General features: G+C 62.8%; 21 protein-coding genes. 5 read left to right on the top strand and 16 right to left on the bottom strand.

Annotation, left to right across the window (positions count from 1 at the left end; all coding sequences use genetic code 11):
- Positions 1 to 79: 79 nt before the first annotated feature.
- From CLM72_RS02955 to cbiE, 13 genes are all read right to left on the bottom strand, one after another.
- Positions 80 to 919, bottom strand: a complete 840-nt coding sequence (locus CLM72_RS02955) for an urease accessory protein UreD (protein WP_057977772.1) — start codon at positions 917 to 919, stop codon at positions 80 to 82.
- 30 nt (positions 920 to 949) lie between these two features.
- Positions 950 to 1648 (bottom strand): urea ABC transporter ATP-binding subunit UrtE, encoded by a 699-nt coding sequence (gene urtE / locus CLM72_RS02960; protein WP_105225581.1) that lies wholly within the window; start codon positions 1646 to 1648, stop codon positions 950 to 952.
- Between the two features lie 139 nt (positions 1649 to 1787).
- Positions 1788 to 2621: an urea ABC transporter ATP-binding protein UrtD gene (gene urtD, locus CLM72_RS02965; RefSeq protein ID WP_014716710.1), complete on the bottom strand. Its 834-nt coding sequence runs from the start codon at positions 2619 to 2621 to the stop codon at positions 1788 to 1790.
- Entirely contained in the window at positions 2618 to 3685 is a 1068-nt protein-coding gene (gene urtC / locus CLM72_RS02970; protein WP_034126400.1) for an urea ABC transporter permease subunit UrtC, read from the bottom strand. The genes urtD and urtC overlap by 4 nt, the downstream gene beginning before the upstream one ends.
- On the bottom strand, positions 3685 to 5187 hold the full coding sequence (urtB, locus tag CLM72_RS02975; RefSeq protein ID WP_105225582.1) for an urea ABC transporter permease subunit UrtB: 1503 nt from the start codon (positions 5185 to 5187) through the stop codon (positions 3685 to 3687). Before urtB ends, urtC begins: the two co-directional genes overlap by 1 nt.
- Before the next feature lie 166 nt (positions 5188 to 5353).
- Positions 5354 to 6619 carry an urea ABC transporter substrate-binding protein gene (urtA, locus tag CLM72_RS02980; protein WP_096143994.1) on the bottom strand — a complete coding sequence of 422 codons (1266 nt, stop codon included), beginning with the start codon at positions 6617 to 6619 and terminating at the stop codon, positions 5354 to 5356.
- 193 nt (positions 6620 to 6812) lie between these two features.
- On the bottom strand, positions 6813 to 8174 hold the full coding sequence (locus tag CLM72_RS02985) for a PepSY domain-containing protein (protein ID WP_105225583.1): 1362 nt from the start codon (positions 8172 to 8174) through the stop codon (positions 6813 to 6815).
- Positions 8175 to 8292: 118 nt separating this feature from the next.
- Positions 8293 to 10353, bottom strand: coding sequence for a TonB-dependent copper receptor (locus CLM72_RS02990; RefSeq protein WP_105225584.1), 2061 nt, complete (start codon positions 10351 to 10353; stop codon positions 8293 to 8295).
- A gap of 93 nt (positions 10354 to 10446) precedes the next feature.
- On the bottom strand, positions 10447 to 10845 hold the full coding sequence (locus tag CLM72_RS02995; protein ID WP_105225585.1) for a DUF2946 domain-containing protein: 399 nt from the start codon (positions 10843 to 10845) through the stop codon (positions 10447 to 10449).
- Positions 10846 to 10855: 10 nt separating this feature from the next.
- Positions 10856 to 11338, bottom strand: coding sequence for a copper chaperone PCu(A)C (locus CLM72_RS03000; RefSeq protein WP_105225586.1), 483 nt, complete (start codon positions 11336 to 11338; stop codon positions 10856 to 10858).
- 47 nt (positions 11339 to 11385) lie between these two features.
- Complete coding sequence (locus tag CLM72_RS03005; RefSeq protein WP_105225587.1) at positions 11386 to 11778, bottom strand: DUF2946 domain-containing protein; 393 nt, start codon at positions 11776 to 11778, stop codon at positions 11386 to 11388.
- A gap of 277 nt (positions 11779 to 12055) precedes the next feature.
- Positions 12056 to 12775, bottom strand: coding sequence for a cobalt-precorrin-6A reductase (locus CLM72_RS03015; RefSeq protein ID WP_105225589.1), 720 nt, complete (start codon positions 12773 to 12775; stop codon positions 12056 to 12058).
- Complete coding sequence (cbiE, locus tag CLM72_RS03020; protein ID WP_105225590.1) at positions 12772 to 13977, bottom strand: precorrin-6y C5,15-methyltransferase (decarboxylating) subunit CbiE; 1206 nt, start codon at positions 13975 to 13977, stop codon at positions 12772 to 12774. The genes CLM72_RS03015 and cbiE overlap by 4 nt, the downstream gene beginning before the upstream one ends.
- A 38-nt stretch (positions 13978 to 14015) precedes the next feature.
- On the opposite strand from cbiE, the gene cobG reads away from it, so the two are divergent.
- The 5 genes from cobG to CLM72_RS03045 all read left to right on the top strand — a co-directional run bounded on the left by cobG (position 14016) and on the right by CLM72_RS03045 (position 19366).
- The gene (gene cobG, locus CLM72_RS03025) at positions 14016 to 15362 is read left to right on the top strand and encodes a precorrin-3B synthase (protein WP_105225591.1); all 1347 of its coding nucleotides are present in this window, start codon (positions 14016 to 14018) and stop codon (positions 15360 to 15362) included.
- Positions 15355 to 15981: a precorrin-8X methylmutase gene (locus CLM72_RS03030; RefSeq protein ID WP_034126410.1), complete on the top strand. Its 627-nt coding sequence runs from the start codon at positions 15355 to 15357 to the stop codon at positions 15979 to 15981. Before cobG ends, CLM72_RS03030 begins: the two co-directional genes overlap by 8 nt.
- Positions 15981 to 16712, top strand: coding sequence for a precorrin-2 C(20)-methyltransferase (locus tag CLM72_RS03035; RefSeq protein ID WP_003188163.1), 732 nt, complete (start codon positions 15981 to 15983; stop codon positions 16710 to 16712). The genes CLM72_RS03030 and CLM72_RS03035 overlap by 1 nt, the downstream gene beginning before the upstream one ends.
- The gene (gene cobJ, locus CLM72_RS03040) at positions 16712 to 18349 is read left to right on the top strand and encodes a precorrin-3B C(17)-methyltransferase (protein ID WP_105225592.1); all 1638 of its coding nucleotides are present in this window, start codon (positions 16712 to 16714) and stop codon (positions 18347 to 18349) included. Before CLM72_RS03035 ends, cobJ begins: the two co-directional genes overlap by 1 nt.
- A 237-nt stretch (positions 18350 to 18586) precedes the next feature.
- Positions 18587 to 19366 carry a hypothetical protein gene (locus CLM72_RS03045; protein ID WP_105225593.1) on the top strand — a complete coding sequence of 260 codons (780 nt, stop codon included), beginning with the start codon at positions 18587 to 18589 and terminating at the stop codon, positions 19364 to 19366.
- Here the strand turns inward: CLM72_RS03045 and CLM72_RS03050 are convergent.
- The 3 genes from CLM72_RS03050 to purD all read right to left on the bottom strand — a co-directional run bounded on the left by CLM72_RS03050 (position 19363) and on the right by purD (position 24243).
- Positions 19363 to 19959 carry a MarC family protein gene (locus tag CLM72_RS03050; protein WP_003171467.1) on the bottom strand — a complete coding sequence of 199 codons (597 nt, stop codon included), beginning with the start codon at positions 19957 to 19959 and terminating at the stop codon, positions 19363 to 19365. The two genes, CLM72_RS03045 and CLM72_RS03050, sit on opposite strands and share 4 nt — an antisense overlap.
- 100 nt (positions 19960 to 20059) lie before the next feature.
- Entirely contained in the window at positions 20060 to 22834 is a 2775-nt protein-coding gene (locus tag CLM72_RS03055; RefSeq protein ID WP_105225594.1) for a hybrid sensor histidine kinase/response regulator, read from the bottom strand.
- A 116-nt stretch (positions 22835 to 22950) separates the two neighbouring features.
- Positions 22951 to 24243, bottom strand: a complete 1293-nt coding sequence (purD, locus tag CLM72_RS03060; protein ID WP_014716727.1) for a phosphoribosylamine--glycine ligase — start codon at positions 24241 to 24243, stop codon at positions 22951 to 22953.
- Positions 24244 to 24323: the final 80 nt, after the last annotated feature.

Consider the following 24323-nt stretch of genomic DNA (forward strand, 5'->3'; position numbering starts at 1 on the left):
CTCGGTGTTTCTGATGTACCGAGGTGATGCCATCGCAGGCAAGCCAGCTCCCACAGGGGCAGACTCCACAGTTTGATCTTCATGTGCTCCAGATTCTTGGTGATATCGCTTCCCTGCCGAGTACGGCCGGTCGCAAAAGCCGCCATAGATCAATCAACCACCCCCGCGCCAGCAGCGCTTCACTGGCCAAACAACGCGCCACCAGTAAGCCAGGCAATTGGGTCAAATCCCCGCGCACCGCATGGGGCAGTGAGCGGCATTGCTCAAGCAGTTCAGGGTCGATCTCGCCGGTCACCAGCAACGTGGCAAACACCGGTTGCCCATCCAGCCCGATAGGCGAATCCAGCAATCCATCGGCGCCCACAATGCGCTGGCGCTCATGCCAGAGCAACTGGCCGTCGCGGCGAATGTCCAGGTGCGATTGAAAGTGGCCAAGGTCGAACCGTTCGCCACTGGCCGGGCGGCCCAGAGCGACCACATCCCAGTAGAACAACCGCGCATCGCCCGACAGCTCCACTCGTGTGGTCAGTTCGGCCTGGGCGGCGCTGAATACGATGGTTTCCTGGGGCAGCCATTCCAGCGTCGCGCCGGCCTCGACGGTCAACTTGACGTGTTGAAACGCCGGGCCGCTGGCGCGGTACCACTTGGCGGCGCCGGGGCTGGTCAGTTGTGCCCAGGCACCCGTGCCCACATGGGCGCTGATGTCCAGGCGATCGCCACCAGCAATCCCGCCGGGCGGGTGCACGATGATGTGCTGGCATACCTCGGGGCCTTCGGCGTACAGGTGTTTTTGCACCCGCAGCGGGCCAAGGTGGCGGCGCAGCACCGGGCGCGTGGTGTCATTGACACGCGCGTAGCCGAGTTCCAGCTCGGCGTGCCAGCTGGGCGTGAACAGGGCAGGGGTAACGGGCAGGTTCATGGCGTGTGCTTATCGTTAGGAGGCTACAGATTAGATGGTTACCAGCCCGCGCACACCTTCGCGTTCCATATTTTCACCACGGCCCTGTTGCACGATTTCGCCACGGGACATCACCAGGTACTGGTCAGCCAGTTCAGCGGCAAAGTCATAGAACTGCTCCACCAACAGGATCGCCATATCGCCGCGCTCCGCGAGCTTCTTGATCACCGCGCCGATTTCCTTGATCACCGACGGCTGGATGCCTTCGGTGGGCTCATCGAGAATCAACAGGCGCGGGCGGCTCGCCAGGGCACGGCCAATCGCCAACTGTTGCTGCTGGCCGCCGGACAAGTCGCCGCCACGTCGATGCTTCATTTGCAGCAACACCGGGAACAGTTCGTAGATGAAGGCCGGCACCTCTTTGGCTTCGGAACCGGGGAAACGCGACAGTCCCATCAGCAGGTTTTCTTCTACGGTCAGCCGCGCAAAAATCTCGCGGCCCTGGGGCACGTAGGCGATGCCGGCATGTACGCGCTGGTGCGGCTTGAAGCCGATGATGGCCTTGCCTTCCCAGTTCACTGCGCCTTCCTTGGCCGGCAGCAGGCCCATCAGGCACTTGAGCAGGGTGGTCTTGCCCACGCCGTTACGCCCGAGCAGGCAGGTGACTTCGCCGATCTTCACGTCAAAAGACAGCCCGCGCAGGATGTGGCTACCGCCGTAGTACTGGTGCAGCTTGTCGACTTGCAACATTCTCAAAACCTCCTCAATCCCCCTGCGGGAACCGGATCAACTGTGGGAGCTGGCTTGCCTGCGATGCAGGCGACCCGGTGTATCAGGTACACCGCTATCGCAGGCAAGCCAGCTCCCACATAAGCCGTTCGTGTCAGCGTCAGCGGCCGAGGTAAACCTCGATCACCCGCTCGTTTTCCTGCACCTGTTCCAGCGACCCTTCGGCCAGTACGCTGCCCTGATGCAATACGGTGACGTGATCAGCGATGGAACCGACAAACCCCATGTCGTGTTCCACCACCATCAACGAGTGCTTGCCGGCCAGGCGCTTGAACAGCTCGGCGGTGAATTCGGTTTCGGCATCGGTCATGCCTGCTACCGGTTCATCCAGCAGCAACAGTTGCGGGTCTTGCATCAGCAACATGCCGATTTCCAGAAACTGCTTCTGGCCGTGGGACAGCAAGCCGGCGGGGCGATGCACCGAGGCGGTGAGGCGGATGGTGTCGAGCACTTCCTCGATGCGGTCCTTCTGTTCCCCGTTCAGGCGCGCACGCAGGCTGGCCCACACCGACTTGTCGGTCTTCTGCGCCAGCTCGAGGTTTTCGAACACGCTGAGGGCTTCGAACACCGTGGGCTTCTGGAACTTGCGCCCGATGCCGGCCTGGGCGATCTGCACTTCGCTCATGCGGGTCAGGTCCAGGGTTTCGCCAAACCAGGCCTTGCCGTGGCTGGGCCGGGTCTTGCCGGTGATCACGTCCATCAGCGTGGTCTTGCCCGCGCCGTTGGGGCCGATGATGCAGCGCAATTCGCCAACACCGATGTACAGGTTCAGGTCGTTGAGGGCCTTGAAACCGTCGAAGCTGACGCTGATATCTTCCAGGGTCAGAATGGTGCCGTGGCGGGTGTTGAGCCCTTTGCCCGCGACCTGGCCGATGCCAATCGCATCGCGGCCGCTGCCTGCGTCGAAAATAGGTTCAAGCATGACGTTCCTCATTTCTTCAGCAGGCCGATAACGCCCTTGGGCAGGTACAGGGTGACGATGATGAACAGCGCCCCCAGGAAGAACAGCCAATACTCGGGGAAGGCCACGGTGAACCAGCTCTTCATGCCATTGACCACACCGGCGCCGAGCAACGGCCCGATCAACGTGCCACGCCCGCCCAGCGCTACCCACACAGCGGCTTCGATGGAGTTGGTCGGTGACATTTCGCTGGGGTTGATGATGCCCACCTGCGGCACATACAGCGCACCGGCAAGGCCGCACAACACTGCGCTCAACACCCACACGAACAGCTTGAAACCGCGTGGGTCGTAACCGCAGAACATCAGGCGGTTCTCGGCATCGCGCAGGGCGGTGAGCACACGCCCGAACTTGCTTTTCGCCAGGCGCCAGCCGATGTAGAGGCTGGCCACCAGCAACAGCACCGTGGCGAAAAACAACACCGCCCGGGTGCCCGGTTCAGTGATGCCAAAACCTAAGATGCTGCGGAAGTTGGTAAAGCCGTTGTTGCCGCCGAACCCGGTCTCGTTGCGAAAGAACAACAGCATCCCCGCGAACGTCAGGGCCTGGGTCATGATCGAGAAATACACGCCCTTGATCCGCGAGCGGAAGGCGAAGAAACCGAACACCAAGGCCAGCACACCGGGGGCCAGTACGACCAGGCACAACGCCCAGAGGAAGTGGTCGGTGCCGGCCCAGTACCAGGGCAATTCGGTCCAGGACAAAAAGGTCATGAACGCCGGCAACTCGCTGCCTGCCGCCTGGCGCATCAAGTACATGCCCATGGCGTAGCCGCCCAGGGCGAAGAACAAACCGTGGCCCAGGGACAACATCCCGGCGTAACCCCACACCAGGTCCAGCGCCAGGGCGACGATGGCGTAACAGAGAATCTTGCCCACCAGGGTCAAGGTGTAGGCCGATACATGCAGCGGGTTGTCGGCAGACAATAGTGAACACAGGGGCAAGGCCAGCAGCAGGAGCAGGATGACTGCACCGACCGCAATCGTGACTTTGGGGCCGGCCTTTTGCGTGGCCGTAAGCATCAATGGCTGGTTCATCAGTCGATCACCCGTCCTTTCAGTGCAAAGAGTCCTTGCGGGCGTTTCTGGATAAACAGAATGATCAGCGCGAGGATCAGGATCTTGCCGAGCACGGCGCCGATCTGGGGTTCGAGGATTTTGTTGGCGATTCCTAAGCCAAAGGCGGCCATGACACTGCCGGCCAACTGGCCGACGCCGCCGAGCACCACCACCAGGAACGAGTCGATGATGTAGCTCTGGCCCAGGTCCGGGCCGACGTTGCCGATCTGGCTCAGCGCCACGCCGCCCAAACCTGCGATACCGGAGCCGAGGCCAAAGGCGAGCATGTCCACGCGCCCGGTGGGCACGCCGCAGCAGGCGGCCATGTTGCGGTTCTGGGTGACGGCGCGCACGTTCAGACCCAGGCGCGTCTTGTTCAGCAGCAGCCAAGTGAGCACCACCACGAACAGCGCAAAGGCAATGATCACGATGCGGTTGTACGGCAGCACCAGGTTGGGCAGTACCTGGATGCCGCCGGACAGCCAGGCAGGGTTCGACACTTCGACGTTCTGCGCGCCGAACACCAGACGCACCAGCTGGATCAGCATCAGGCTGATGCCCCAGGTGGCGAGCAGAGTTTCCAGGGGGCGGCCATACAAGTGACGGATGACTGTGCGTTCCAGCGCCATGCCGATGGCCGCGGTGACAAAAAACGCCACCGGCAACGCGATCAACGGGTAGAACTCGATGGCCTGGGGCACATAGCGCTGCATCATCAACTGCACCACATAAGTGGAGTAGGCGCCGAGCATCAGCATCTCGCCGTGGGCCATGTTGATCACGCCGAGCAGGCCGAACGTGATCGCCAGGCCCAGGGCCGCCAGCAGCAGGATCGAGCCCAGGGACATGCCGCTGAACGCCTGGCCGAGGATCTCACCCATCATCAGTTTGCGTTTGACCTGGGCCAGGCTGGTTTCAGCGGCGGTGTGTACGGCGGCGTCGGCTTCCACGCCTGGCGCCAGCAGCGCCTCTAGGCGCGTGCGGGCCAGCGGGTCGCCGGTGCTGCCGAGCAAGCGCACGGCCGCCAGGCGCACCACCGGGTCGGGGTCGACCAGTTGCAGGTTGGCCAGGGCGAGGCTCAGGGCGCTGTGCACCTGCTCATCCGTCTCGGCGGCGACCTGCTGGTCGAGGAATTTAAGTTGTGCAGGCACCGCGCTTTTTTGCAGGGTGCGCGCTGCCTCCAGGCGCACCTTGGGGTCGGCGGCGAGCAGTTGCTGGCTGGCTTGCACGTTATTGATCAACCCGCGCAGGCGGTTGTTCAGGCGCACGGTCTTGGTTTCGCCGTTGAGCGTGAGTTGGCCTTGCTCAAGGGCATCCACCAACTCGATACGCGTTGGGTCGGGGTGGGCGGCCCAGTCCTGCAGGAGTTTGGCTTGCTGCACCGGGTTGGCGGCAAGGAAGTCTTCGGCGTCGCTGGCATGTGCGCCAAAGGGCAGCAACAGCAGCAGGGCGAGGATGAGGCGGTGGAGGGCAGTGGGCATATAAAAATGTCCTGGTCATGCGGGGACAGTGTGGGAGCAGGCTGTGTGTAAGAGCTGGCTTGCCTGCGATGGCATCGCTGCGGTGTGTCAGGCACACCGAGTTGTTTGCATCGCAGGCAAGCCAGCTCCCACAGTGACCATGTCCCACATTCGAGCTGTGGGGGCTTTAGTTGCTCTTCACTGCGTAGTCCGGTTTTTTGTCATTGCCCGGAATGTAAGGGCTCCATGGCTGTGCACGAATCGGCGCTTCGGTCTGCCACACCACCGAGAACTGCCCGTCGGCCTGGATCTCACCGATCATCACCGGCTTGTGCAGGTGGTGGTTGGTCTTGTCCATCGTCAGGGTGAAGCCCGACGGCGCGGCGAAGGTCTGGCCGCCCAGGGCTTCACGCACTTTGTCGACGTCAGTGGACTTGGCTTTTTCCGCCGCCTGCGCCCACATATGAATGCCCACATAGGTGGCTTCCATCGGGTCGTTGGTCACGGCTTTGTCGGCGCCCGGCAGGTTGTGTTTCTTGGCGTAGGCTTTCCAGTCGGCCACGAACTTCTGGTTCACCGGGTTTTCCACCGACTGGAAGTAGTTCCAGGCCGCGAGGTTGCCCACCAGCGGCTTCGTGTCGATGCCGCGCAGTTCTTCTTCACCCACCGAGAACGCCACGACCGGGACATCGGTGGCTTTCAAGCCTTGGTTGGCCAGTTCTTTGTAGAACGGTACGTTGGAGTCGCCATTGACGGTGGAGACCACCGCGGTCTTGCCACCGGCGGAGAACTTCTTGATGTTGGCGACGATGGTCTGGTAATCGGCGTGGCCGAACGGGGTGTAGACCTCCTCGATGTCTTTATCCGCCACGCCTTTGGAATGCAGGAACGAGCGCAGGATCTTGTTGGTGGTGCGCGGGTACACGTAGTCGGTGCCGAGCAGGAAGAAACGCTTGGCGCTGCCGCCTTCTTCGCTCATCAGGTATTCCACCGCCGGGATCGCCTGCTGGTTCGGGGCCGCACCGGTATAGAACACGTTGGGCGACATCTCTTCGCCTTCGTACTGCACCGGGTAGAACAGCAAGCCGTTGAGTTCTTCGAACACCGGCAGTACGGATTTACGCGACACCGAGGTCCAGCAGCCGAACACCACGGCCACCTTGTCCTGGGTCAACAGTTGCCGACCTTTCTCGGCGAACAGCGGCCAGTTGGACGCCGGGTCCACCACCACCGGTTCGAGCATCTTGCCGTTCACCCCGCCCTTGGCGTTGATCTCGTCGATGGTCATCAGCGCCATGTCTTTGAGCGAGGTTTCGGAGATCGCCATGGTCCCGGACAGCGAATGCAGGATGCCGACCTTGATGGTCTCGGCGGCCTGGACGGTCCAGGTCAAACCCATGGCGGCAATGGATGCCGACAAAGTGAAAGCCTTGATCAAGCTGCGACGCTTCATGGTGCGATCTCCGTGTACCGATAATTGTTGTGGGGCAGATACACAGGGCTTTGCAAAGGCTGTGCCTGCTACGCCAGACACGGTTTACCGGCGGGTTCGGGAGGTAAAGCCGCTCCGTGGCGCACCAGGTTGGCGCCACGGAGGCCATTGAGTGCACGGCAGGCTTCAAAAGAGGGCGTTGCGCGACAATGCTTCAGGCGGTTGCGCTGATGCGTGACAGCAACAAGCGATCCAGCGCCCACACCAGGACCAACGAAGCCCCTACCAACGGAAAAATGATCGCCAGCCCGAGCATGATCGCCATCGCGGTTTTCCACTTGGGCAGGTCGTGGCGCAGCGGCGGCACACCTAGCCCGCCTTGTGGCCGGCGCTTCCACCAGATCACCACGCCGCTGACCGCGCTGAGCAGAATCATCAGGCAGATCACCAGCACGATCAGTTGGTTGACCCAGCCGAACATCTTGCCCTCGTGCAGCATCACGCCGGTTTCGGTTGCGCGTGCGACCAGGTTGTAATGATCCCAGCGCACATCGGCCAGGACCTTGCCGGTGTACTGGTCCACGTGCAGGGTGGCGTCGTTGCGCGGGTCGTCGGCGAACACCGCGACGGTGAATACACCAGTGGCGGTGGTGGGGAAGGTAATGCTGTAGCCGGGCTCGACCTTGCGTGCGTTGGCCAGGTCGACCACCTGTTGCAGACGCACCGTGGGTGCGGCCGGGCCTGCGTGCATTGCGCCGTGATTCATATGCTCGGCGTGGTCGCCGGACATTGGCATCGGCGTGTTTTCCAGGGCCCAGGGCACGGTCTGCTGGGTGGCGGTGTTGAGCACACGGGCCTGCTGGTCGGACTGCGGCACGCTGTTCCACATCGCGGCTGGGAAGGTGTTCCACAGGTCGGCGTATTGCTTGCCCCAGAACCCGGTCCAGGTCATGCCGCTGAGCAGCATCACCAGCAGGAACGCCGCGCCCCAGAAGCCGGCGACAGCGTGCAGGTCACGCCAGAACACCCGACCACGGGTATTGAAGCGAGGCCACAGAATGCCTGCAGGTGACTTGCCGCGCGGCCACCACAGGTACAGGCCGGATACCACCAGCATCACGCCCCAGCCGGCGGCCAATTCGATCAGGCGATCGCCGACGGTGCCGATCATCAGTTCGCCGTGCAGGGCGCGGACGATGGCTTGCAGGTTGTTGTTTGCGTCCTGCTCACCGAGGACGGTACCGCGATAGGGGTCGATGAACACCGTCACTTCGTGGGCGTCGTTGCGCATCACGAACTGCGCGCTGCGAGTGGCATCGGCAGGGGGCAGGTATTTGCTGATCGCGGCGTGGGGGTAGGCGGCCTGGGCGCGCTGCAGTTGCTCGTCGGCGCTCAGCGCGTGTTCGGCGGCGGGCACGGTGAGCAGGTGGCCGTACATCAGCGGGTCGAGCTGGGGTTTGAACAGGTAGATGATGCCGGTGAGGGCCAGCAGCACCATGAAGGGGGCGACGAAGAGGCCGGCGTAAAAGTGCCAGCGCCAGGCCAGGTTGTAGAAGGAAATTTTTTGTATGGTCATCGGGTGCTCCGCATAAGGCTTTTGATTTTTCTTGGTCTGTTACACCGTCATCGCAGGCAAGCCAGCTCCCACAGGGGACTGTAATCCACCTGTGGGCGCAGGCTTGCCTGCGATGCTTTTAGAAGCTCATGTCCACCTTGGTCCAGAGCGTACGCCCGGGTTCCTTGATGGCCTGCGGGTCGTTGGCTGGGTAACCGAAGCCTGCGTTACCGGCCAGATTCAGATGCTCGGCATAAGCCTTGCCGAACAGGTTGTCGACCCCGGTACTGACCTTGAAGTGCTTGTTGATGCGGTATGCCGCGTTCAGCGAGAACACGCCGAAGCCGCCACTCTTGTCGTAGTCTTTGCCGACCACGTTGCCTTTGTTCGGGTCGATACGGTGTTGCGCTGCAACCACCCGCCACAAGGCGCCGGCGCTCCAGTCGTCCTCGCTGTAAGTCAGGCCCAGGTGCGTGTCCAACGGTGGCATTTGTGGCAGGGCCTTGCCGTCGCTGCTGTTCTTGCCCCAGGCATAGGCGAGGCTAGCGTCGGCTTTCCAATGCTGGGTCAGCTTGTACGCCGCGCCCAATTCGCCGCCCATGATACGTGCGTCCACATTGCGCGCCTGGGAGGTGGTGCCCATCATGCCGGGCCTGTAGTCAAACAGGATGAAGTCGCGCACCTGGCCGACATAGCCCGACACCCAGGCTTCCAGGTCGGCGCTCTTGTACTGGGCACCGAAGTCGAGCTGGGTGGTTTTCTCGGGCTTCACGCCGTCGAAGGCATTCACCGAACCGGCCGCGCCGGTGTTGGGGGAAAACAGCTCCCAGTAATCCGGGAAACGTTCCGCGTGGCCCAGGCCGGCATACAGCGTGGTGGGGCTGTCCGCCAGGTCGTGCTCATAACGCACAAAGCCCGAGGGCAATGTATCGGCGCGGGTGTCGCCGGCGGTCGGGTTCGGGCGCGACATCATTCCCGAGCCGGTGCGTTGACGGAAGTCCTTGGCCGAGGCGCGGTCCAGGCGTGCGCCGGTGATCAGGCGATCGTTGTCGGCGGCGTACCAGGTCAGTTCGCCGAACACACCGTAGTTGTGGAAATTGGCGTCCTTGTTGCGCGGCAGATCCTTATACGTGTCGATGCCCATGCTGCTGCGCGCACGGTGTTCATTGGTCTGCGCATCCAGGCCGCTGATCAATTGCACATCCGCCCAGCGCCAGGTGGCCTTGATGCGTGCGCCAAGGGTGCGGCGGTCGACGTTGGACGCCATGGGGCCCGCCATCATGCCGGTGCCCGAAGGGACACGCAGGCTGTAGTTGTCCATCACATGGTCGGCGTAGTTGTAGTAGACCTGGGCCTCGACCTTATCCAGCACCTCGCCGATATTGGATTTCTCGAAACGCAGCCCCAGGCTTTCGCGCAGGAACTGCGAGCCGTCCATGCCGCGACCGGCGTAGCGCGCCTCGCCATCACCACGGCCAGCGGTGAGTTCCAGCAGGGTGTCGGCATCGGGCGTGAAGCCCACAGCCACGTCACCGTTCCACTTGTCATAGCGCGAGGCGACGGTGTCGTTGTTGCCGTCCTTGTAGTCGTCGGCATGGGCCTGGTTGCCGATCACGCGCACATAGCCCAATGGGCCGCCGGCAGCGGCATCGATGACCTTGTCGAAACGCCCGTTGGAGCCGGCCAATACGCTGGCGTTGACCCGCGTGCCCAGCTCGCCGAATTGCTCCGGCTCACGCTCGAACAGGATGGTGCCCGCTGACGCGCCCGGGCCCCAGAGCACGGTTTGCGGGCCTTTGATCACGGTGAGCTTGTCGTAGGTTTCCGGCGAAATATACGAAGTTGGCGCATCCATGCGGCCTGGGCAGGCGCCGAGCATCATGCCGCCGTTGGTGAGGATATTCAGACGCGAGCCGAACATGCCGCGCAGCACCGGGTCGCCGTTGGTGCCGCCGTTGCGCACCAGGGCGAAGCCGGGGATGGTCTTGAGGTAGTCGCCACCATCGCTGGCGGGCACCGGTTGGCGAGGGTCTTTGGGGTTGGTGACCACGGTCAGCGGTGAGCTGGGGGCGATCGCGGTGATGACGGTGGGGCTCAGCTCATGCTCGTCGGCGTGAGCGTGGGCAGCCAATAGTGCGCCGCATAAGGCGGTGAGCAGGGCAGTACTTCCCAAACGGGTGTCAGCAGAAAACCTGGACATGACAAATTCCATCAATCAATCGTAAACAACACGGCCAGCAGCCTGCGGCTGTCTGTCTAAAGTCGGCCGGGGTGAAGTAACGCGGTGAAGGGCTTACGAAACGATGGGCGGCGCGCGGCTGCGGGCGCCGGGGAAGATGCTCTGCCGGGCATGGCCCAGGCGCGTGGCGGGGGGGAGGGCGTTGGCGGGCGGCGGGGTGCCGAGGGTTGCGTAGCAGACGCTGCCGGGCAGGGCCGGGCAACTGAACAGCAAGCTGCAATAGCCGCATTTTTCCCAGAGAACATGATGCTCGTCGGGGGCTTTGCTGTGCTGCGCAGGTTCACCATGGCAGTTGGGCATGTCCATGGTCATGGACATGCTGGCGTGATGATCCATCGGCATCGCTTGGGAAATCAGCGGACCGATAAAAATCATCAGCATGGCGAACAGGCTGATCCAACTGCCGCGCATCAGGCGGCGGTGGGGAGACAACCTGGCGCGAGGGGCGCCCATCGAGGTTGGCTTACTGGGCGTGCATGTGCTCGTGGCCGGCCATCGGTGGCATTCTCTGTACCGACACTTGCACCTCGACCTTGCCGGCTTTTTCGAAGGTCAGGGTCAGAGGAAATTGCTTGCCATCGGCCAACAGGCTGCGGTCTTTGAGGCCAAGCAGCATGACGTGATAGGCCATCGGCGCGAAGGTCAGTTCACCCTTGGCCGGTACGGCGACGCTGGGCACTTGTTGCATCTTCATCAAATCGCCTTGCATTACGTGCTCATGCAGCTCGGCTTTTTCGGCAACGCTGGTTTCAACGCTGAGCAGGCGATCCGGGGCCGCCCCGGTGTTATGAATTACAAAGTAGGCGGCGACGGTGGGCGCATTCGGTGGCAACTCCTGAGACCAGGGGTCGCTCACCAGCAAATCGCCGGCCTTGTAGTCTTCGGCATTGGCAGCACTGAACACCGGCAGCAGCAACGCGGCCAGAAGCAGGGAAGATTTAAGCATGGCAGTTCTCCAGAACGGTTCTAAACGCAGTTCACTTGCGAAGAAGCTCAGACCGTTGGAGAGGCGCGCGGATTAAGGCTAGGCCATTGCTGGCGTGGCGTAGGATTTTGCAATAAGCGCGGCGGCAAGTTCTGCACCGCCTCGAAGCGCGTCACATACAACTGCGGCACATGCCCCGGCAACGCCACCAACGGCGCAGAGCCCGAGCAATACCAGCAATGCTGCATGGCAGAGTGATCGTCCGGAGGTGCGGGAATTTCCAGCTTGCCCAGGGCAATCGCCTTGAGGCTCGCGCCATTGGACGAACAGAACCCGCCCCACATCAGACGCTTGATCGGGTCATCCGTCTGCTGCATTGCACTGGCCAACGGCATGGCAAACGCATTGAACAGCACTGCAAGGCAGGCGATCCAGGCAATTGCAAAGCGTTGACGGGCCATGGCGGATAATCCGTAGGGTTAAACGATCAGGCGGGTATTTAGCCTGATCGGGGGGGATAAGTAAAAAGGGCGGGTGTGGTTTGGTGTCGCAGTGTTGGGTTTGAGGATAGACGAGAACGGCCGCTTGCCAATTTTGCAGAAGGGACGCGGCGCACCAGGCGACGCTGAACACTGTGGGTGCGGGCTTGCTCGCGAAAGCGGTGTGTCAGTCGCTGGATGTTTTGGCCGACCCACTGCCTTCGCGAGCAAGCCCGCTCCCACATTGGATAGCTGGTGTTTAGAAAAGAGTGATTGCTTGTAGCAACGCCGGCACTGCTGTGAACTCTCGATCTACGGCAGCCAACACCGGCCGCTTCAACACCAACACCGGCACCCCACGCTCACGCGCCACTTCCAGCTTCGGCTCGGTGGCGGTGCTGCCGCTGTTCTTGCTGATCAGCACATCAATCCGCCGTTCTTGGAATAACGCCCGCTCGTCCTCGATGAGGAACGGCCCGCGTGCGCCGATCACCTCACAGCGCTCGTTGCCGGAATACACATCCAGCGCGCGCAAGGTCCAGAACTGCTCGGCGGGGATTTCGTCGAGGTGTTGCAAGGGTTCGCGACCCAAGGTGAACAGCGGGCGCTTGAAGGGTTTGAGCGCTTTGACCAACTCGGCCCAATCAGCGACCTCGCGCCAATCATCCCCCGGCTGCGGCTGCCAGGCCGGGCGTCGCAATGCCCAGCAAGGCACATCGCTCAATTGCGCCGCTTGGGCCGCGTTTTGGCTGATCTGCGCTGCATACGGATGGGTGGCGTCAATGATCAGGCTGATACGTTCGTCACGAATAAACTGCGCTAACCCTTCAGCGCCTCCGTAACCCCCGACACGAACCTTGCAGTTCAGGTCGGTTGGTACGCGGCCCACGCCGGCCAGGCTGTAGATATGCTGCGGCCCCAAGGTACGGGCGATGGCCAGCGCTTCCGTGACGCCGCCCAGTAAAAGAATCCTTTTCATAACGGTTTGATCACTTCCAGCAACGTGATCGGCAGCGCCTGGCGCCAGGTATCGAACTCGCCCAGGGGCTGCGCCTGGGCCACGTGGATGCGGGTCAGTTCGCCGCCATGCTCGGCGCGCCAGTTCATCAAGGTCATTTCGCTTTGCAGGGTCACGGCATTGGCAACCAGGCGGCCACCGGGGCGCAGGTGTTGCCAGCAGGTATCGAGCACGCCGTCGCGGGTGACGCCGCCGCCGATGAAGATGGCGTCTGGTGTTTCCAGGCCGCTTAATGCCTCCGGAGCCTTGCCGCGAATCAGTTGCAGGCCGGGCACGCCGAGGGCGTCGCGGTTGTGTTCGATCAGGCTTTGTCGGCCTGCGTCGGCTTCGATCGCGAAGGCGCGACAGCTGGGATGGGTGCGCATCCATTCAATACCGATGGAGCCACTGCCCGCGCCCACGTCCCATAACCGTTCGCCCGGCATGGGCGCGAGGCGGGCGAGGGTCATGGCGCGCACATCGCGTTTGGTCAGTTGGCCATCGTGTTTGAAAGCCGAGTCCGGCAAGCCGGCAAGTCGCGACAGACGCGGTGCGTTCGCATCCGCCAGGCAGTCGATGGCGACCAGGTTCAAATCGGCAACCGCCGTGTGCTCCCACGCTTGCGCGTGCCCGTCGATACGCCGTTCAGCCGGGCCGCCCAAATGTTCAAACACACTGATGCGGCTGGAGCCAAAACCACGTTCGACCAACAACGCGGCAATCAAAGCGGGGCTGCTAGCGTCATTGCTCAACACCAACAAGCGCACGCCACTGGCCAGATGCGCATTAAGTGCCGCCACCGGACGAGCCACCACGGATAACGTCATCACCTCCTGCAACGGCCAGCCCAGGCGCGCCGCCGCCAGGGATACCGACGATGGCGCGGGCAAAATCAACAACTCTTCAGCTGGCACTTGCCGCGCCAGGCTGGCGCCGACGCCATAGAACATCGGATCGCCACTGGCCAGAACGCACACAGGCTCCCCGCGCCGCGACAACACTGGCTCCAGGGAAAACGGGCTCGGCCACACCTGGCGTTCGCCACGAATACACACCGGCAACAGGTCCAACTGGCGTTGGCCGCCTATAATCCGCGTGGCGCGCAACAGGGCATGCCGGGCATTTCTGCCCAGGCCTTTGAAGCCGTCTTCACCGATGCCTACAACCGTCAGCCAGGGCGACATATCAATTCCTTGAACGACATCCGACGGGCAGGCTTTTCATGCCGCCGGACAAAGCAGGCATAATACCGCGCCTTTACCCGTCAACCGGTAGCCCCGTGAACCCAACGCCCGCTGTGAATACCTTGCGCCCCTCGGCTTGTCCGGGGTTGCTGCGTATTGTCCAGGCGTTGGACGGTGGCATTTGCCGAGTCAAATTGGCGGGCGGCGCGATCACTGCCGCCCAGGCCCACGCCGTGGCGGACGCGGCCCAGGCGTATGCGGGCGGGGTGATCGAGGCGACCAACCGCGCCAACCTGCAGATCCGCGGCATCGGCGCCGAGCAGGAGGCGTTGATCGCCCGGCTGCTGGCGGCGGGCCTGGGCCCCAGCAACGCGGGCGGTGACGACGTGCGCAACCTGATGCTCAGCCCCAGCGCCGGCATTGACCCGCAGATGCTGTTCGACACCCGCCCGCTGGCCGCGCAGATCCTCGCCACCCTGGAGAACCATCCGCGTTTCCATGAGCTGTCAGCCAAGTTCGCGGTGCAACTCGATGGCGGCGAGGACCTGGCGATGCTCGAGCATCACCACGACCTGTGGTTGTCGGCCTTCGTACGCCATGGCGAAACCCTGCTCGCGTTTGGCCTGGCCGGCTGTCCCGGTCTGGATGCGCCCCTGGCCGCCGTGCCTTTGAACCAGGGGCATGGGTTGGTCGTGGCAGTGCTGGAAGCCTTTCTGGACCTCGCCACCCCAGAACAAACGCGCATGCGCCATTTGCAGGTGGATAACGTGCTGAACCATTTGCGCTTGCCGTTGCTGCCAGCCGACGGCTTCACACGCCCGGCCAGCGACGCGTCGCTCCAGGTGGGCACTTATCCACAAGTGCAAAAGAATCAGTTCTACGTCGCCGCCCTCGCGCCCTTGGGCCGCCTGGACCCGACGATGCTCAAGGGCGCCGCACAACTGGCCAGTGACTATGGGGACGGCACCTTGCGCTTCACCCCCTGGCAGGGTGTGCTGGTGCCCAACGTCGAAAAGCCTCACGCCGTGACCGAGCGCCTGGCGCAACTGGGCTTTATCTGCTCGCTCGGCCACCCGCTGGCGCGCATGATTGCCTGCACCGGTTCCAGCGGCTGCGCAAAAGGCCTGGCCGACACCAAGGCCGACGCCGTGCAACTGGCCGCTCTGCAACCGGGCGTTGAGGTGCATCTGTCCGGCTGCCTGCGCTCCTGCGCTGCCGCGCACACCGCGCCAGTCACCTTGCTGGCGGTGAGCCCCGGCCACTACGACCTCTATTTTCGCGATGCAGCCCAGCCTGGTTTTGGCCGGCTGCACGCGCGTACTCTTTCCATTGAAGCGGCGGGCGCCCTGTTGCGCGCTCGTCCACGGAGCAACACCGATGATTGATTACATCCGCGACGGTCAGGAGATCTATCGCAACTCCTTCGCCATTATTCGCGCGGAAGCCAAGTTGGACCGCATCCCGGCTGATTTGGAAAAACTCGCGGTGCGGGTGATCCATGCGTGCGGCATGGTCGAGGCCATCGACGGTCTGCAGTTTTCCGAAGGTGCGGGCAAGGCCGGGCGCGATGCGCTGGCCGCTGGTGCGCCGATTCTGTGCGATGCGCGGATGGTGTCCGAAGGCGTGACCCGCGCACGCCTGCCAGCCAATAACCCAGTGATCTGCACCCTGCGCGACGACAGCGTGCCGGAGCTGGCGCGGGAGTTGGGCAATACCCGTTCCGCCGCCGCTCTGGAACTGTGGCGTCCGCATTTGGAAGGCAGTGTGGTGGTGATCGGCAACGCGCCGACCGCGTTGTTCTATCTGTTGGAAATGCTCGACGCCGGCGCGCCGAAACCGGCGTTGATCCTGGGTTTCCCGGTGGGCTTTGTCGGCGCCGCCGAATCCAAGGCCATGCTCGCCGCTGATAGTCGTGGGGTGCCGTTCGTGATCATGCAAGGTCGCCTGGGCGGCAGCGCCATGGCTGCCGCCGCCGTCAATGCCCTGGCCACGGAGGTCGAATAATGCAGGTGCGCGGACGTTTGATCGGCCTGGGCGTCGGCCCCGGTGACCCGGAACTGATTACCCTCAAAGCCCTGCGCCTGCTGCGTGAATCGCCGGTGGTGGCGTACTTCGTGGCCAAAGGCAAGAAGGGCAACGCCTTCGGCATCATCGAGGACCACCTGGTGCCGCAACAGACCCTGATGCCGCTGGTGTACCCGGTGACCACCGAAGTGCTGCCGGCGCCGCTGTCCTACGAGCAGGTGATCAGCGACTTCTACGACAATGCCAGCCTCGACGTGGCCGCGCACCTGGACGCGGGCCGCGACGTGGCGGTGATCTGCGAAGGTGACCCGTTTTTCTACGGCTCCTACATGTACCTGCATGACCGCCTGGCCGAGCGCTACGAGGCCCAGGTGATTCCGGGTGTGTGCTCGATGCTCGGTGGTGCCTCGGTACTCGGCGCGCCGTTGGTGTATCGCAACCAGAGCTTGTCGGTGCTCTCGGGCGTATTGCCCCATGAGGATCTCAAGCGCCGCCTGGCGGATGCCGATGCCGCAGTGATCATGAAGCTGGGGCGCAACTTTCCGAAAGTGCGCCAGGTGTTGGAAGAACTGGGTCTGGCCGAGCGGGCGTTGTACGTGGAACGCGCGACCATGGCCAACCAGAAGATCGTGCCGCTGGATCAGGTGGAGCCGATGTCGTCGCCGTACTTCTCGCTGATCATCGTGCCCGGTGAACGGTGGCAAGGTTGATGACCCCGGCGATTGTGATTCTGGGCCAAGGCAGCCTGGCGACTGCGCGCAGGCTCCAGCAGGTTTACCCCGGCGCGTTGATCCACGGCCTGGCCACACGGGTTGAGGGGGCAGACCGTACCTACAGCGAATTCGGCGCGACCTTGCGTCAGCTCTATCAGCAGGGCACGCCACTGATTGCCCTGTGTGCCGCGGGCATTGTGATTCGCACCCTTGCACCGTTGCTGCTGGAAAAGGGCGAAGAACCCGCCGTGCTGGCCGTGGCTGAAGACGGCAGCGCTGTGGTGCCGTTGCTCGGCGGCCTGGGGGGCGTGAACCTCATGGCGCGCGACATTGCCGCAGCGCTCGGCGTGTCCGCCGCCATCACCACCAGCGGCGAGTTGCGTTTTGGCACCTGCCTGCTCAACCCGCCGGCGGGCTATCAACTGGCCGACATCGAGCTGGGCAAACGCTTTGTCTGCGACCTTCTGGCCGGCGAAAGCGTGCGCATTGAAGGCGCGGCGCCATGGCTGGAGGACGCTAACCTGCCTCAGGATCAACAGGCGCGCCTGGCGATTCATGTGGGCAGTGCCGAGCGCTCACCGGCAGCCAACGAGTTGTTGATTTACCCGCAGAATGTCTACGTCACCTGTCGGCCGGGTGTGCAGTTGGCCGAGCGTGTGCGCCAAGCGCTGCATGAGGCGGGGGTCGCGGTGCAATCCCTGGCCTGCCTGCTGGCCAGCGACCTGCAGATGGCTGACGCGTCCTTGCATGAAGCCGCGTCGGCCTTGGGTGTACCGCTGCGCTTTGCTGTGCTGAGTCCCGTTGCGGACATCAGTATTACCGTGGCCGAGCAGCCCTTGGACCTGTCACAGGTTGGGCGCCCGCGCGGGCGTCTGGCGGTGATCGGCCTGGGCCCCGGCGCCGCAGAACTGATGGTGCCGGCGGTGAAGGCGGAACTGGCGCGTTGCACCGATGTGCTGGGGTATGAAACCTACGTGCGCATGGCCGGGCCTTTCCGGGACGACCAAGTGCAACACTGCACTGACAACCGCGAAGAAATGCAGCGCGCCCGCCACGCCTTCGAGCTAGCCGCGCAAGGCCGCTCGGTGGTGGTGGTGTCCTCTGGTGACCCGGGTGTATTCGCCATGGCCGCAGCGGTGATCGAGGCGCTGCACGAGTCCAGCGAGCCGGCGTGGCATCAGGTCGACCTGGAAATCCTGCCGGGGGTTTCCGCTTCGCTGGCCACCGCTGCCCAGGCGGGCGCGCCGCTGGGGCATGACTTCTGTGTGATGTCGCTGTCGGATAATCTCAAGCCCTGGGCGATCATCGAAAAACGCCTGGACCTGGCTTCCCAGGCCGACCTGGCCTTGGCGTTCTACAACCCGATCTCCAGGTCGCGGCCTTGGCAACTGGGACGCGCCCTGGAGATCGTCGCGCTGCATCGCACGCCGCAGACGCCGGTGGTGCTGGGCCGTGACATCGGTCGTCCAGGCCAGACGCTGCGCGTCACTACCTTGGGGCAACTGACGCCCGAGCAGGTGGACATGCGCACCATGGTGCTGATCGGTTCATCCACCACCTGTGTGTTCCCGCGCGCGGGTGGCGGCGAGTGGGTGTACACACCACGTTGGTATGGCGACAAACCCAACTCCTGAAAACAGCCCCGTTGGCCGCCGGAAAGCTCCGGATAACCCAGGGATTCCCCTGGCGTTGTTCGGAGCTTTTTCTTTTTTATGCGATGAAAACCGCACGCCTGCCCGCCGCGCCTTGTCATTGCTGGACGCTGGTTTTGGGCGGGGCAGTCCAAGGGATGTTTATCGCATGGAAACCCCGCAGCTCCCTGGACTAGGGTGGAAGCAAGCCCCATGTGGGGTGCTTGTGGAGAACAGAAAATGGAGCGACGTCACAGAAGGATCAACAGTAAAAAAAGGCGCAAGTTGATTGCCGCCTACAAATTGCCGGGCGCACCTGCCAGGCAGGCCGCTTGTGCGCTGGATCGCGACGATGATTGCAATGCGGCCGTGGTCAACAACGGGGTGATTTCATTTGCCGAAGGCTTGTCGGCGTTGAACCGCGAATACGTACGCAAAAGCTATCTGCTGGCCAGCAGTTATGTGAGCGATGTGCTGAACGTCCAGCGGGGCAGCGAGGCGTGGTACGAGGAATTTATCAAGGTGATGGTCAGCCTGGGGTGGCTGCCGCTGCGCAGTCGCTTTGAGCGGGTCTCGCGTGCGGGCAAGGGCCTGACGGTGCAACTGGCGGCGTTGAATATCATCGCCTCGATGCTGACGTCGACGGCGCTGTTCGGGCCACTGCTTAGCGCCTTGCCCAAGCTGGCCGCCGATGCGCTGGATGCATTGAAGCGTCAGCCAGCGTCTTTCGAGCTGTTCAAGCGCAATTGCGCGGTGCATGAGGGCGGCGATTTCGGCCTGGCCTCCTGCGCTGAAACAGACGGCGAGTTGATCATGGTGCTGGTGACCTACAGCACCCATGGTGTGGATAAACAGGTGGGCCTGCCCTTCCTGGAGTGGGACAGCTCCTCGTTCGAGGCCTTCAGCGGGCAGACTTGCCTGGTGCTCAATACCTCTATGGTCAACGAGAAAACCATCCAACTGATGCGCGAAAGCGCCGGTGACAAAGTGGAAATGGCTATCGCCAAATACCGGATCTAGGGCACCAGATAGCCCCGTACCCCGGTAAAAATGATTTGCGCGGCCAGGGCGCAGACGAACAGGCCCATCAACCGGCTGACAATCTGCAAGCCCTGGTCGCCGAGAATGCGTTCGATACGGTTGGACAGGTACAGCACCACGCCCACCGTCAGGCTGGCCAGGGCAATACTGAGGATGGCGGTAAGCTTGTCGTCCCAGTGTGGTTGGCTGACGCCCATCACCAGCAAGGCGCCGATGGTGCCGGGGCCGACGGTGAGGGGGATGGTCAGCGGCACGATGGTCACGTCCTGCTGCACGTTGTCGGTCTGCACCGCCGACTTGCCCTGGGCCATGCCCAGGGCGGAGATAAACAACACGCTGCCGGCGCCGATACGGAACGCGTCGACGGTAATGCCGAACACACTGAAAATCACCCGGCCAAACAGGTAGAGCAGCACGCTCGATACCAGGGTGGCCAGTGCAACTTTCCACGCCAGGCGCCGACGCTCCTTGCTGGAATAGCCACGGGTCAGGCTGATAAAGCAGGACAGCACAAAGAACGGGCTGTAGAGCACCAGCATCTTCAGGTAAACGCTGAATAACACATGGAGCATGGGGGCGGCTCGCGGGCGGGGAAAGTGTGGAGGAGTCTATCCGACACAGATCAAATGTGGGAGCTGGCAAGCCAGCTCCCACAGGGAATGGTATTTCAAGTCAGGAAAGGGTGCTGTGCTCAGGGCGCTGTTGGCGCTGCGCGACCCAGTAGTCCACCAGCTCGCGCAACTGCGACAGTTCCACCGGCTTGGCCATATGCCCGTCCATGCCTGCCTGGCGGGCGCGTTCTTTGTGTTCCGACAGGATATGCGCGGTGAGCGCCACCACTGGCGTGCGCACGCGTTGGTGGCTGACTTCCCATGCCCGCAGTTGCTGTGTGGCGGAGAAGCCATCGAGAATCGGCATTTCGCAGTCCATCAATACCAGGTCATAGCGCTGGGTTTTCATCGCTTGCAGCGCTTCTTCGCCGTTGCTGGCGGTGTCCGGGTCGAGATTGAGCTTGCCGAGCATGCCGCGAATCACTTTGGTGGAAATGCTGTTGTCTTCGGCTACCAGGATACGGAAATCGCTGGGCACGGTGATGGCTGCCGGTGCGCTGGGGGCCTGGCGTGCCACGGGGGCGCCTTTGCTGCGCTGGGCCAGTTCATCGGCCAGGGTGGTCTTGAGGGTGTAGCCAGCCACTGGTTTGGCGAGGATGCGCTTGATCCCGCAGTTGCGCGCAATGATCTTGCTCGGTGCGTTACTGATGCCGGTGAGCATGATCAGCAGGATGTCGTGGTTCAGGCTCGGGTCTTCCTTGATCTTCGCCGCCAGTTGCATGCCGGTCATGCCGGGCATGTTCTGGTCCAGCAGTACCACATCGAAATAATCACGCAGGTGCGCCTTGGTGCGCAGCAGCGCCAGGGCCTCCTTGCCCGAAGGCACGGCGCTGACGTTCAGGCCCCAGGCCGTGCATTGCTGCACCAACACTTTGCGGCAGGTGTCGTTGTCGTCCACCACCAGCACGCGGGCGTCCTTGAGCGGGCCGTCGAGGTCGCTGGTCGGGTGTTCCAGGCGTTCCGGGTCCAGCGGCAGGGTCAGCCACAGGGTACTGCCCTGGTGGCTCCCACTCTTGACGCCGAACTCGCCGTTCATCAACAAGATCAGTTGGCGTGCGATGACCAGGCCCAGGTGGCCGCTCAAGCGCGTCGCCGAAAGGAAGTTCTTGCTGTGCAGTTCGCTGTGCAGCAGGGCGTCGCGTTCGGCAGCTTCCATGGGTACGCCGCTGTCTTGCACGGCAATGCGCAGGCGTGGCTTGCTGCTGCGCTCATCCAGCGCGACAACGATCAGCACTTCGCCTTCATCGGTTTTGTGCAGGGCGTTTTCCAGAAGGCTCAGTAAAGCCTGGCGCAGTCGTGTCGGGTCACCGCTGATCACCCGTGGCACCTGGGGCTGGATAAAGCTGATCAGCTCGACATTCTGTTGCTCGGCCTTGGCGCGGAAGATGCTCAGGCAGTCGTCGATCAATGCATTGAGATCGAATTGCACATCATCGAGTTCGATCTGCCCGGATTCGAGCTTGGAAATGTCGAGAATCTCGTTGATCAGGGTGAGCAACTCATTACCGGCGCTGTGGATGGTCTGCACATAGTCGCGTTGCTTCACCGACAACGGTGTGCCCAGCAGCAACTCGGTCATGCCCAGCACACCGTTCATGGGCGTGCGGATTTCGTGGCTGATCTTCGCCAGGAACTCGGCTTTGGCGGCGACTTCGGCATTGCTGGCCGCCAGATCGCGGCTCAGGCTGAAACGAGTTTCGACAATGGCGCGCTGGCGCTCGCCGAGGGCCAGGCTCATCAGCAGGCCGCTGAGGCAGATAAAGCTCAAGAGGGTGACGATCAGCCCCTGTGGCGCCACCAGGGTAAGGCCGAGCAGTGCGGGCAGAATGATCAGCGTGCCGATGTTGAACACCACCATGGCCGCCACGAACAAGCGCGCCGGGCGGTAGCCTTTTTGCCAGTGATAGGCCGAGACAAACAGCATGCTCAGGCCCGCCAGCGCGACCAGGGCATAGGTGATGATGTTCAGCGGCAGGGTGTTGACGAACAACAACAGCAGGCCGCACAGGATGATCAGCAGGATGTCGGCCATCAACACTTTGTTCAGCGGGTGCGGGCCCAGGGGCATGAAGAAGCGGTAGGCAAACATCAGCCCACAGGGTGCGGTCAGCAGCAGGGCCAGGTAGGCACCGGGGGTCTGGATTGCGTGCCAGTTCGGCAGCCATGGCCCCACCAGGTTGAGCAACAGCGCCAGGCTGAGCATTAACAGGAACTCGCACGCGGCCAGCCACAGGCTGCTGCGCGAGCGGTGGTAGGCGAAGCGCGTGAGGTTGTGCAGGATCAGCATCGACAGCACGCCGAACAGCAGGCCGTAGATCAGCGTCTGGTTCTGGTTGGCGGCGGCCAGCACCGCTGGTTCCAGAGTGATGTAAGGGCGCAGCTCGTGTTCCGAGACCAGGCGCAGGTACACCTCCAGTGGCCGTTGGCTTTGAGGCATCGGCAGCATGAAGTCACTGCTGGGCAACGGACGCTCAGCCTGGGGCTGGCGTGTGCCGGTGGTTTGTTGCTCCACCAGGGTGTCGCCGTCCAGCACGTACAGGCTCAGACTGGACAGGTCTGGGGCGAACACCCGCAGCACTTTTTCGTGCTTGCCGGGCTGTAGCCTGAAGCGCACCCACAGCGCACCGTCCGGCTGAGCGGCTGTGATCCGGTCCAGTTCGATGGGGCTGAATTGATTGGTATAGCGGGCGGAACGGATGTCGCTCAGTTGCAGGTCGGCCTGTTCATCGAGCAATACTGCCCAGCCACTGCCTTGCGCGGCGGCCTGGGCCGGTAGCAAGCAGAGCAGGGTCAGCAGACTGATTGTGAAACCTATGGCGATCCTGAGCCAGCGCACGGCGAAATCCCTTCGGTAGGTGGATGCACGGGTTAACTATGCGCGGGGCGACAGGGTACGGCAAGGGCCAAAGGCCCTTACCTAACCGAACGGATAGCTACTGCAAGTGTAGCTGCTCAGTTGTTCTCACCGCGTTCGCGGGCAATGGCACGGTAGCCAATGTCGGTGCGGTAGAAGCAGCCTTTCCAGTCGATTTTCGCCGCCAGTTTGTACGCCTGTTGTTGCGCGGCATCGACACTTGCACCCATCGCGGTGGCGCACAATACGCGGCCACCGGCGGTTACAACTTTACCGTCCTTGAGCGCGGTGCCGGCATGGAACACTTTGCCTTCCAGCGCAGCGGCCGCGTCGAGGCCTTCGATCACATCGCCCTTGGCGTAGTCGGCAGGATAGCCACCGGCCGCCAGCACAATCCCGACGCTAGGACGTGGGTCCCACTGCGCTTCGACCTTGTCCAGGGCCTGGGCGAGGGCGGCTTCCACCAGCAGCACCAGGCTCGATTGCAGGCGCAGCATCACCGGTTGGGTTTCCGGATCGCCGAAGCGGCAGTTGAACTCGATGACTTTGGGGTTACCGGCTTTGTCGATCATCAGGCCAGCGTAGAGGAAACCGGTGTACACGTTGCCTTCATCCGCCATGCCGCGCACGGTTGGCCAGATCACCAGGTCCATTACGCGCTGGTGGACGTCGGCGGTTACAACGGGCGCCGGGGAGTAGGCACCCATGCCGCCAGTGTTCGGGCCGCTGTCGCCGTTGCCGACGCGCTTGTGGTCCTGGCTGGTGGCCATCGGCAATACGTTCTTGCCGTCGACCATCACGATAAAACTGGCCTCCTCGCCGTCGAGGAACTCCTCGATGACCACACGCGAACCGGCGTCACCGAAGGCATTGCCGGCGAGCATGTCGCGCACCGCGTCTTCGGCTTCCTGCAGGGTCATGGCGACGATCACGCCTTTGCCGGCAGCCAGGCCATCGGCCTTGATCACGATCGGTGCACCTTTCTCACGCAAGTAAGCCAGTGCAGGCTCGATCTCGGTGAAGTTCTGGTAGTCGGCCGTCGGGATCTTGTGTCGAGCCAGGAAGTCCTTGGTAAAGGCTTTCGAGCCTTCCAGCTGGGCGGCGCCAGCGGTAGGGCCAAAGCAATCCAGGCCACGGCTGCGGAACAGATCGACGACGCCTGCTACCAGTGGCACTTCCGGGCCGACGATGGTCAGGGAAACATTCTTCTCGGCAAAATCTGCCAACTGCTCCAGGGCCAGCACGTCGATGGCGACGTTTTCACACTTGGCTTCGATGGCGGTGCCGGCGTTGCCGGGAGCAACGAAGACTTTCTGCACGCGTGGGTCCTGGGCTACTTTCCAGGCCAGGGCGTGTTCACGGCCACCGCTGCCAATGATCAAAACATTCATTTCAAAAACCTCGGATGACGCAAATTCGGGGGAGCACTGTTGGCTGTTTTCCTGTGCGAGCTTGCTTGCCTGCGATGCGG

Origin of the sequence: Pseudomonas sp. MYb193 (assembly GCF_002966775.1) — a bacterium.
GTDB classification, from domain to species: domain Bacteria; phylum Pseudomonadota; class Gammaproteobacteria; order Pseudomonadales; family Pseudomonadaceae; genus Aquipseudomonas; species Aquipseudomonas paracarnis.

What these genes read in the sequence shown, in the direction of transcription:
- CLM72_RS02955 (WP_057977772.1), bottom strand. Translation starts at nt 919, where the DNA reads ATGAACCTGCCCGTTACCCCTGCCCTGTTCACGCCCAGCTGGCACGCC.
- urtE (WP_105225581.1), bottom strand. Translation starts at nt 1,648, where the DNA reads ATGTTGCAAGTCGACAAGCTGCACCAGTACTACGGCGGTAGCCACATC.
- urtD (WP_014716710.1), bottom strand. Translation starts at nt 2,621, where the DNA reads ATGAGGAACGTCATGCTTGAACCTATTTTCGACGCAGGCAGCGGCCGC.
- urtC (WP_034126400.1), bottom strand. Translation starts at nt 3,685, where the DNA reads ATGAACCAGCCATTGATGCTTACGGCCACGCAAAAGGCCGGCCCCAAA.
- urtB (WP_105225582.1), bottom strand. Translation starts at nt 5,187, where the DNA reads ATGCCCACTGCCCTCCACCGCCTCATCCTCGCCCTGCTGCTGTTGCTG.
- urtA (WP_096143994.1), bottom strand. Translation starts at nt 6,619, where the DNA reads ATGAAGCGTCGCAGCTTGATCAAGGCTTTCACTTTGTCGGCATCCATT.
- CLM72_RS02985 (WP_105225583.1), bottom strand. Translation starts at nt 8,174, where the DNA reads ATGACCATACAAAAAATTTCCTTCTACAACCTGGCCTGGCGCTGGCAC.
- CLM72_RS02990 (WP_105225584.1), bottom strand. Translation starts at nt 10,353, where the DNA reads ATGTCCAGGTTTTCTGCTGACACCCGTTTGGGAAGTACTGCCCTGCTC.
- CLM72_RS02995 (WP_105225585.1), bottom strand. Translation starts at nt 10,845, where the DNA reads ATGGGCGCCCCTCGCGCCAGGTTGTCTCCCCACCGCCGCCTGATGCGC.
- CLM72_RS03000 (WP_105225586.1), bottom strand. Translation starts at nt 11,338, where the DNA reads ATGCTTAAATCTTCCCTGCTTCTGGCCGCGTTGCTGCTGCCGGTGTTC.
- CLM72_RS03005 (WP_105225587.1), bottom strand. Translation starts at nt 11,778, where the DNA reads ATGGCCCGTCAACGCTTTGCAATTGCCTGGATCGCCTGCCTTGCAGTG.
- CLM72_RS03015 (WP_105225589.1), bottom strand. Translation starts at nt 12,775, where the DNA reads ATGAAAAGGATTCTTTTACTGGGCGGCGTCACGGAAGCGCTGGCCATC.
- cbiE (WP_105225590.1), bottom strand. Translation starts at nt 13,977, where the DNA reads ATGTCGCCCTGGCTGACGGTTGTAGGCATCGGTGAAGACGGCTTCAAA.
- cobG (WP_105225591.1), top strand. Translation starts at nt 14,016, where the DNA reads ATGCCGCCGGACAAAGCAGGCATAATACCGCGCCTTTACCCGTCAACC.
- CLM72_RS03030 (WP_034126410.1), top strand. Translation starts at nt 15,355, where the DNA reads ATGATTGATTACATCCGCGACGGTCAGGAGATCTATCGCAACTCCTTC.
- CLM72_RS03035 (WP_003188163.1), top strand. Translation starts at nt 15,981, where the DNA reads ATGCAGGTGCGCGGACGTTTGATCGGCCTGGGCGTCGGCCCCGGTGAC.
- cobJ (WP_105225592.1), top strand. Translation starts at nt 16,712, where the DNA reads ATGACCCCGGCGATTGTGATTCTGGGCCAAGGCAGCCTGGCGACTGCG.
- CLM72_RS03045 (WP_105225593.1), top strand. Translation starts at nt 18,587, where the DNA reads ATGGAGCGACGTCACAGAAGGATCAACAGTAAAAAAAGGCGCAAGTTG.
- CLM72_RS03050 (WP_003171467.1), bottom strand. Translation starts at nt 19,959, where the DNA reads ATGCTCCATGTGTTATTCAGCGTTTACCTGAAGATGCTGGTGCTCTAC.
- purD (WP_014716727.1), bottom strand. Translation starts at nt 24,243, where the DNA reads ATGAATGTTTTGATCATTGGCAGCGGTGGCCGTGAACACGCCCTGGCC.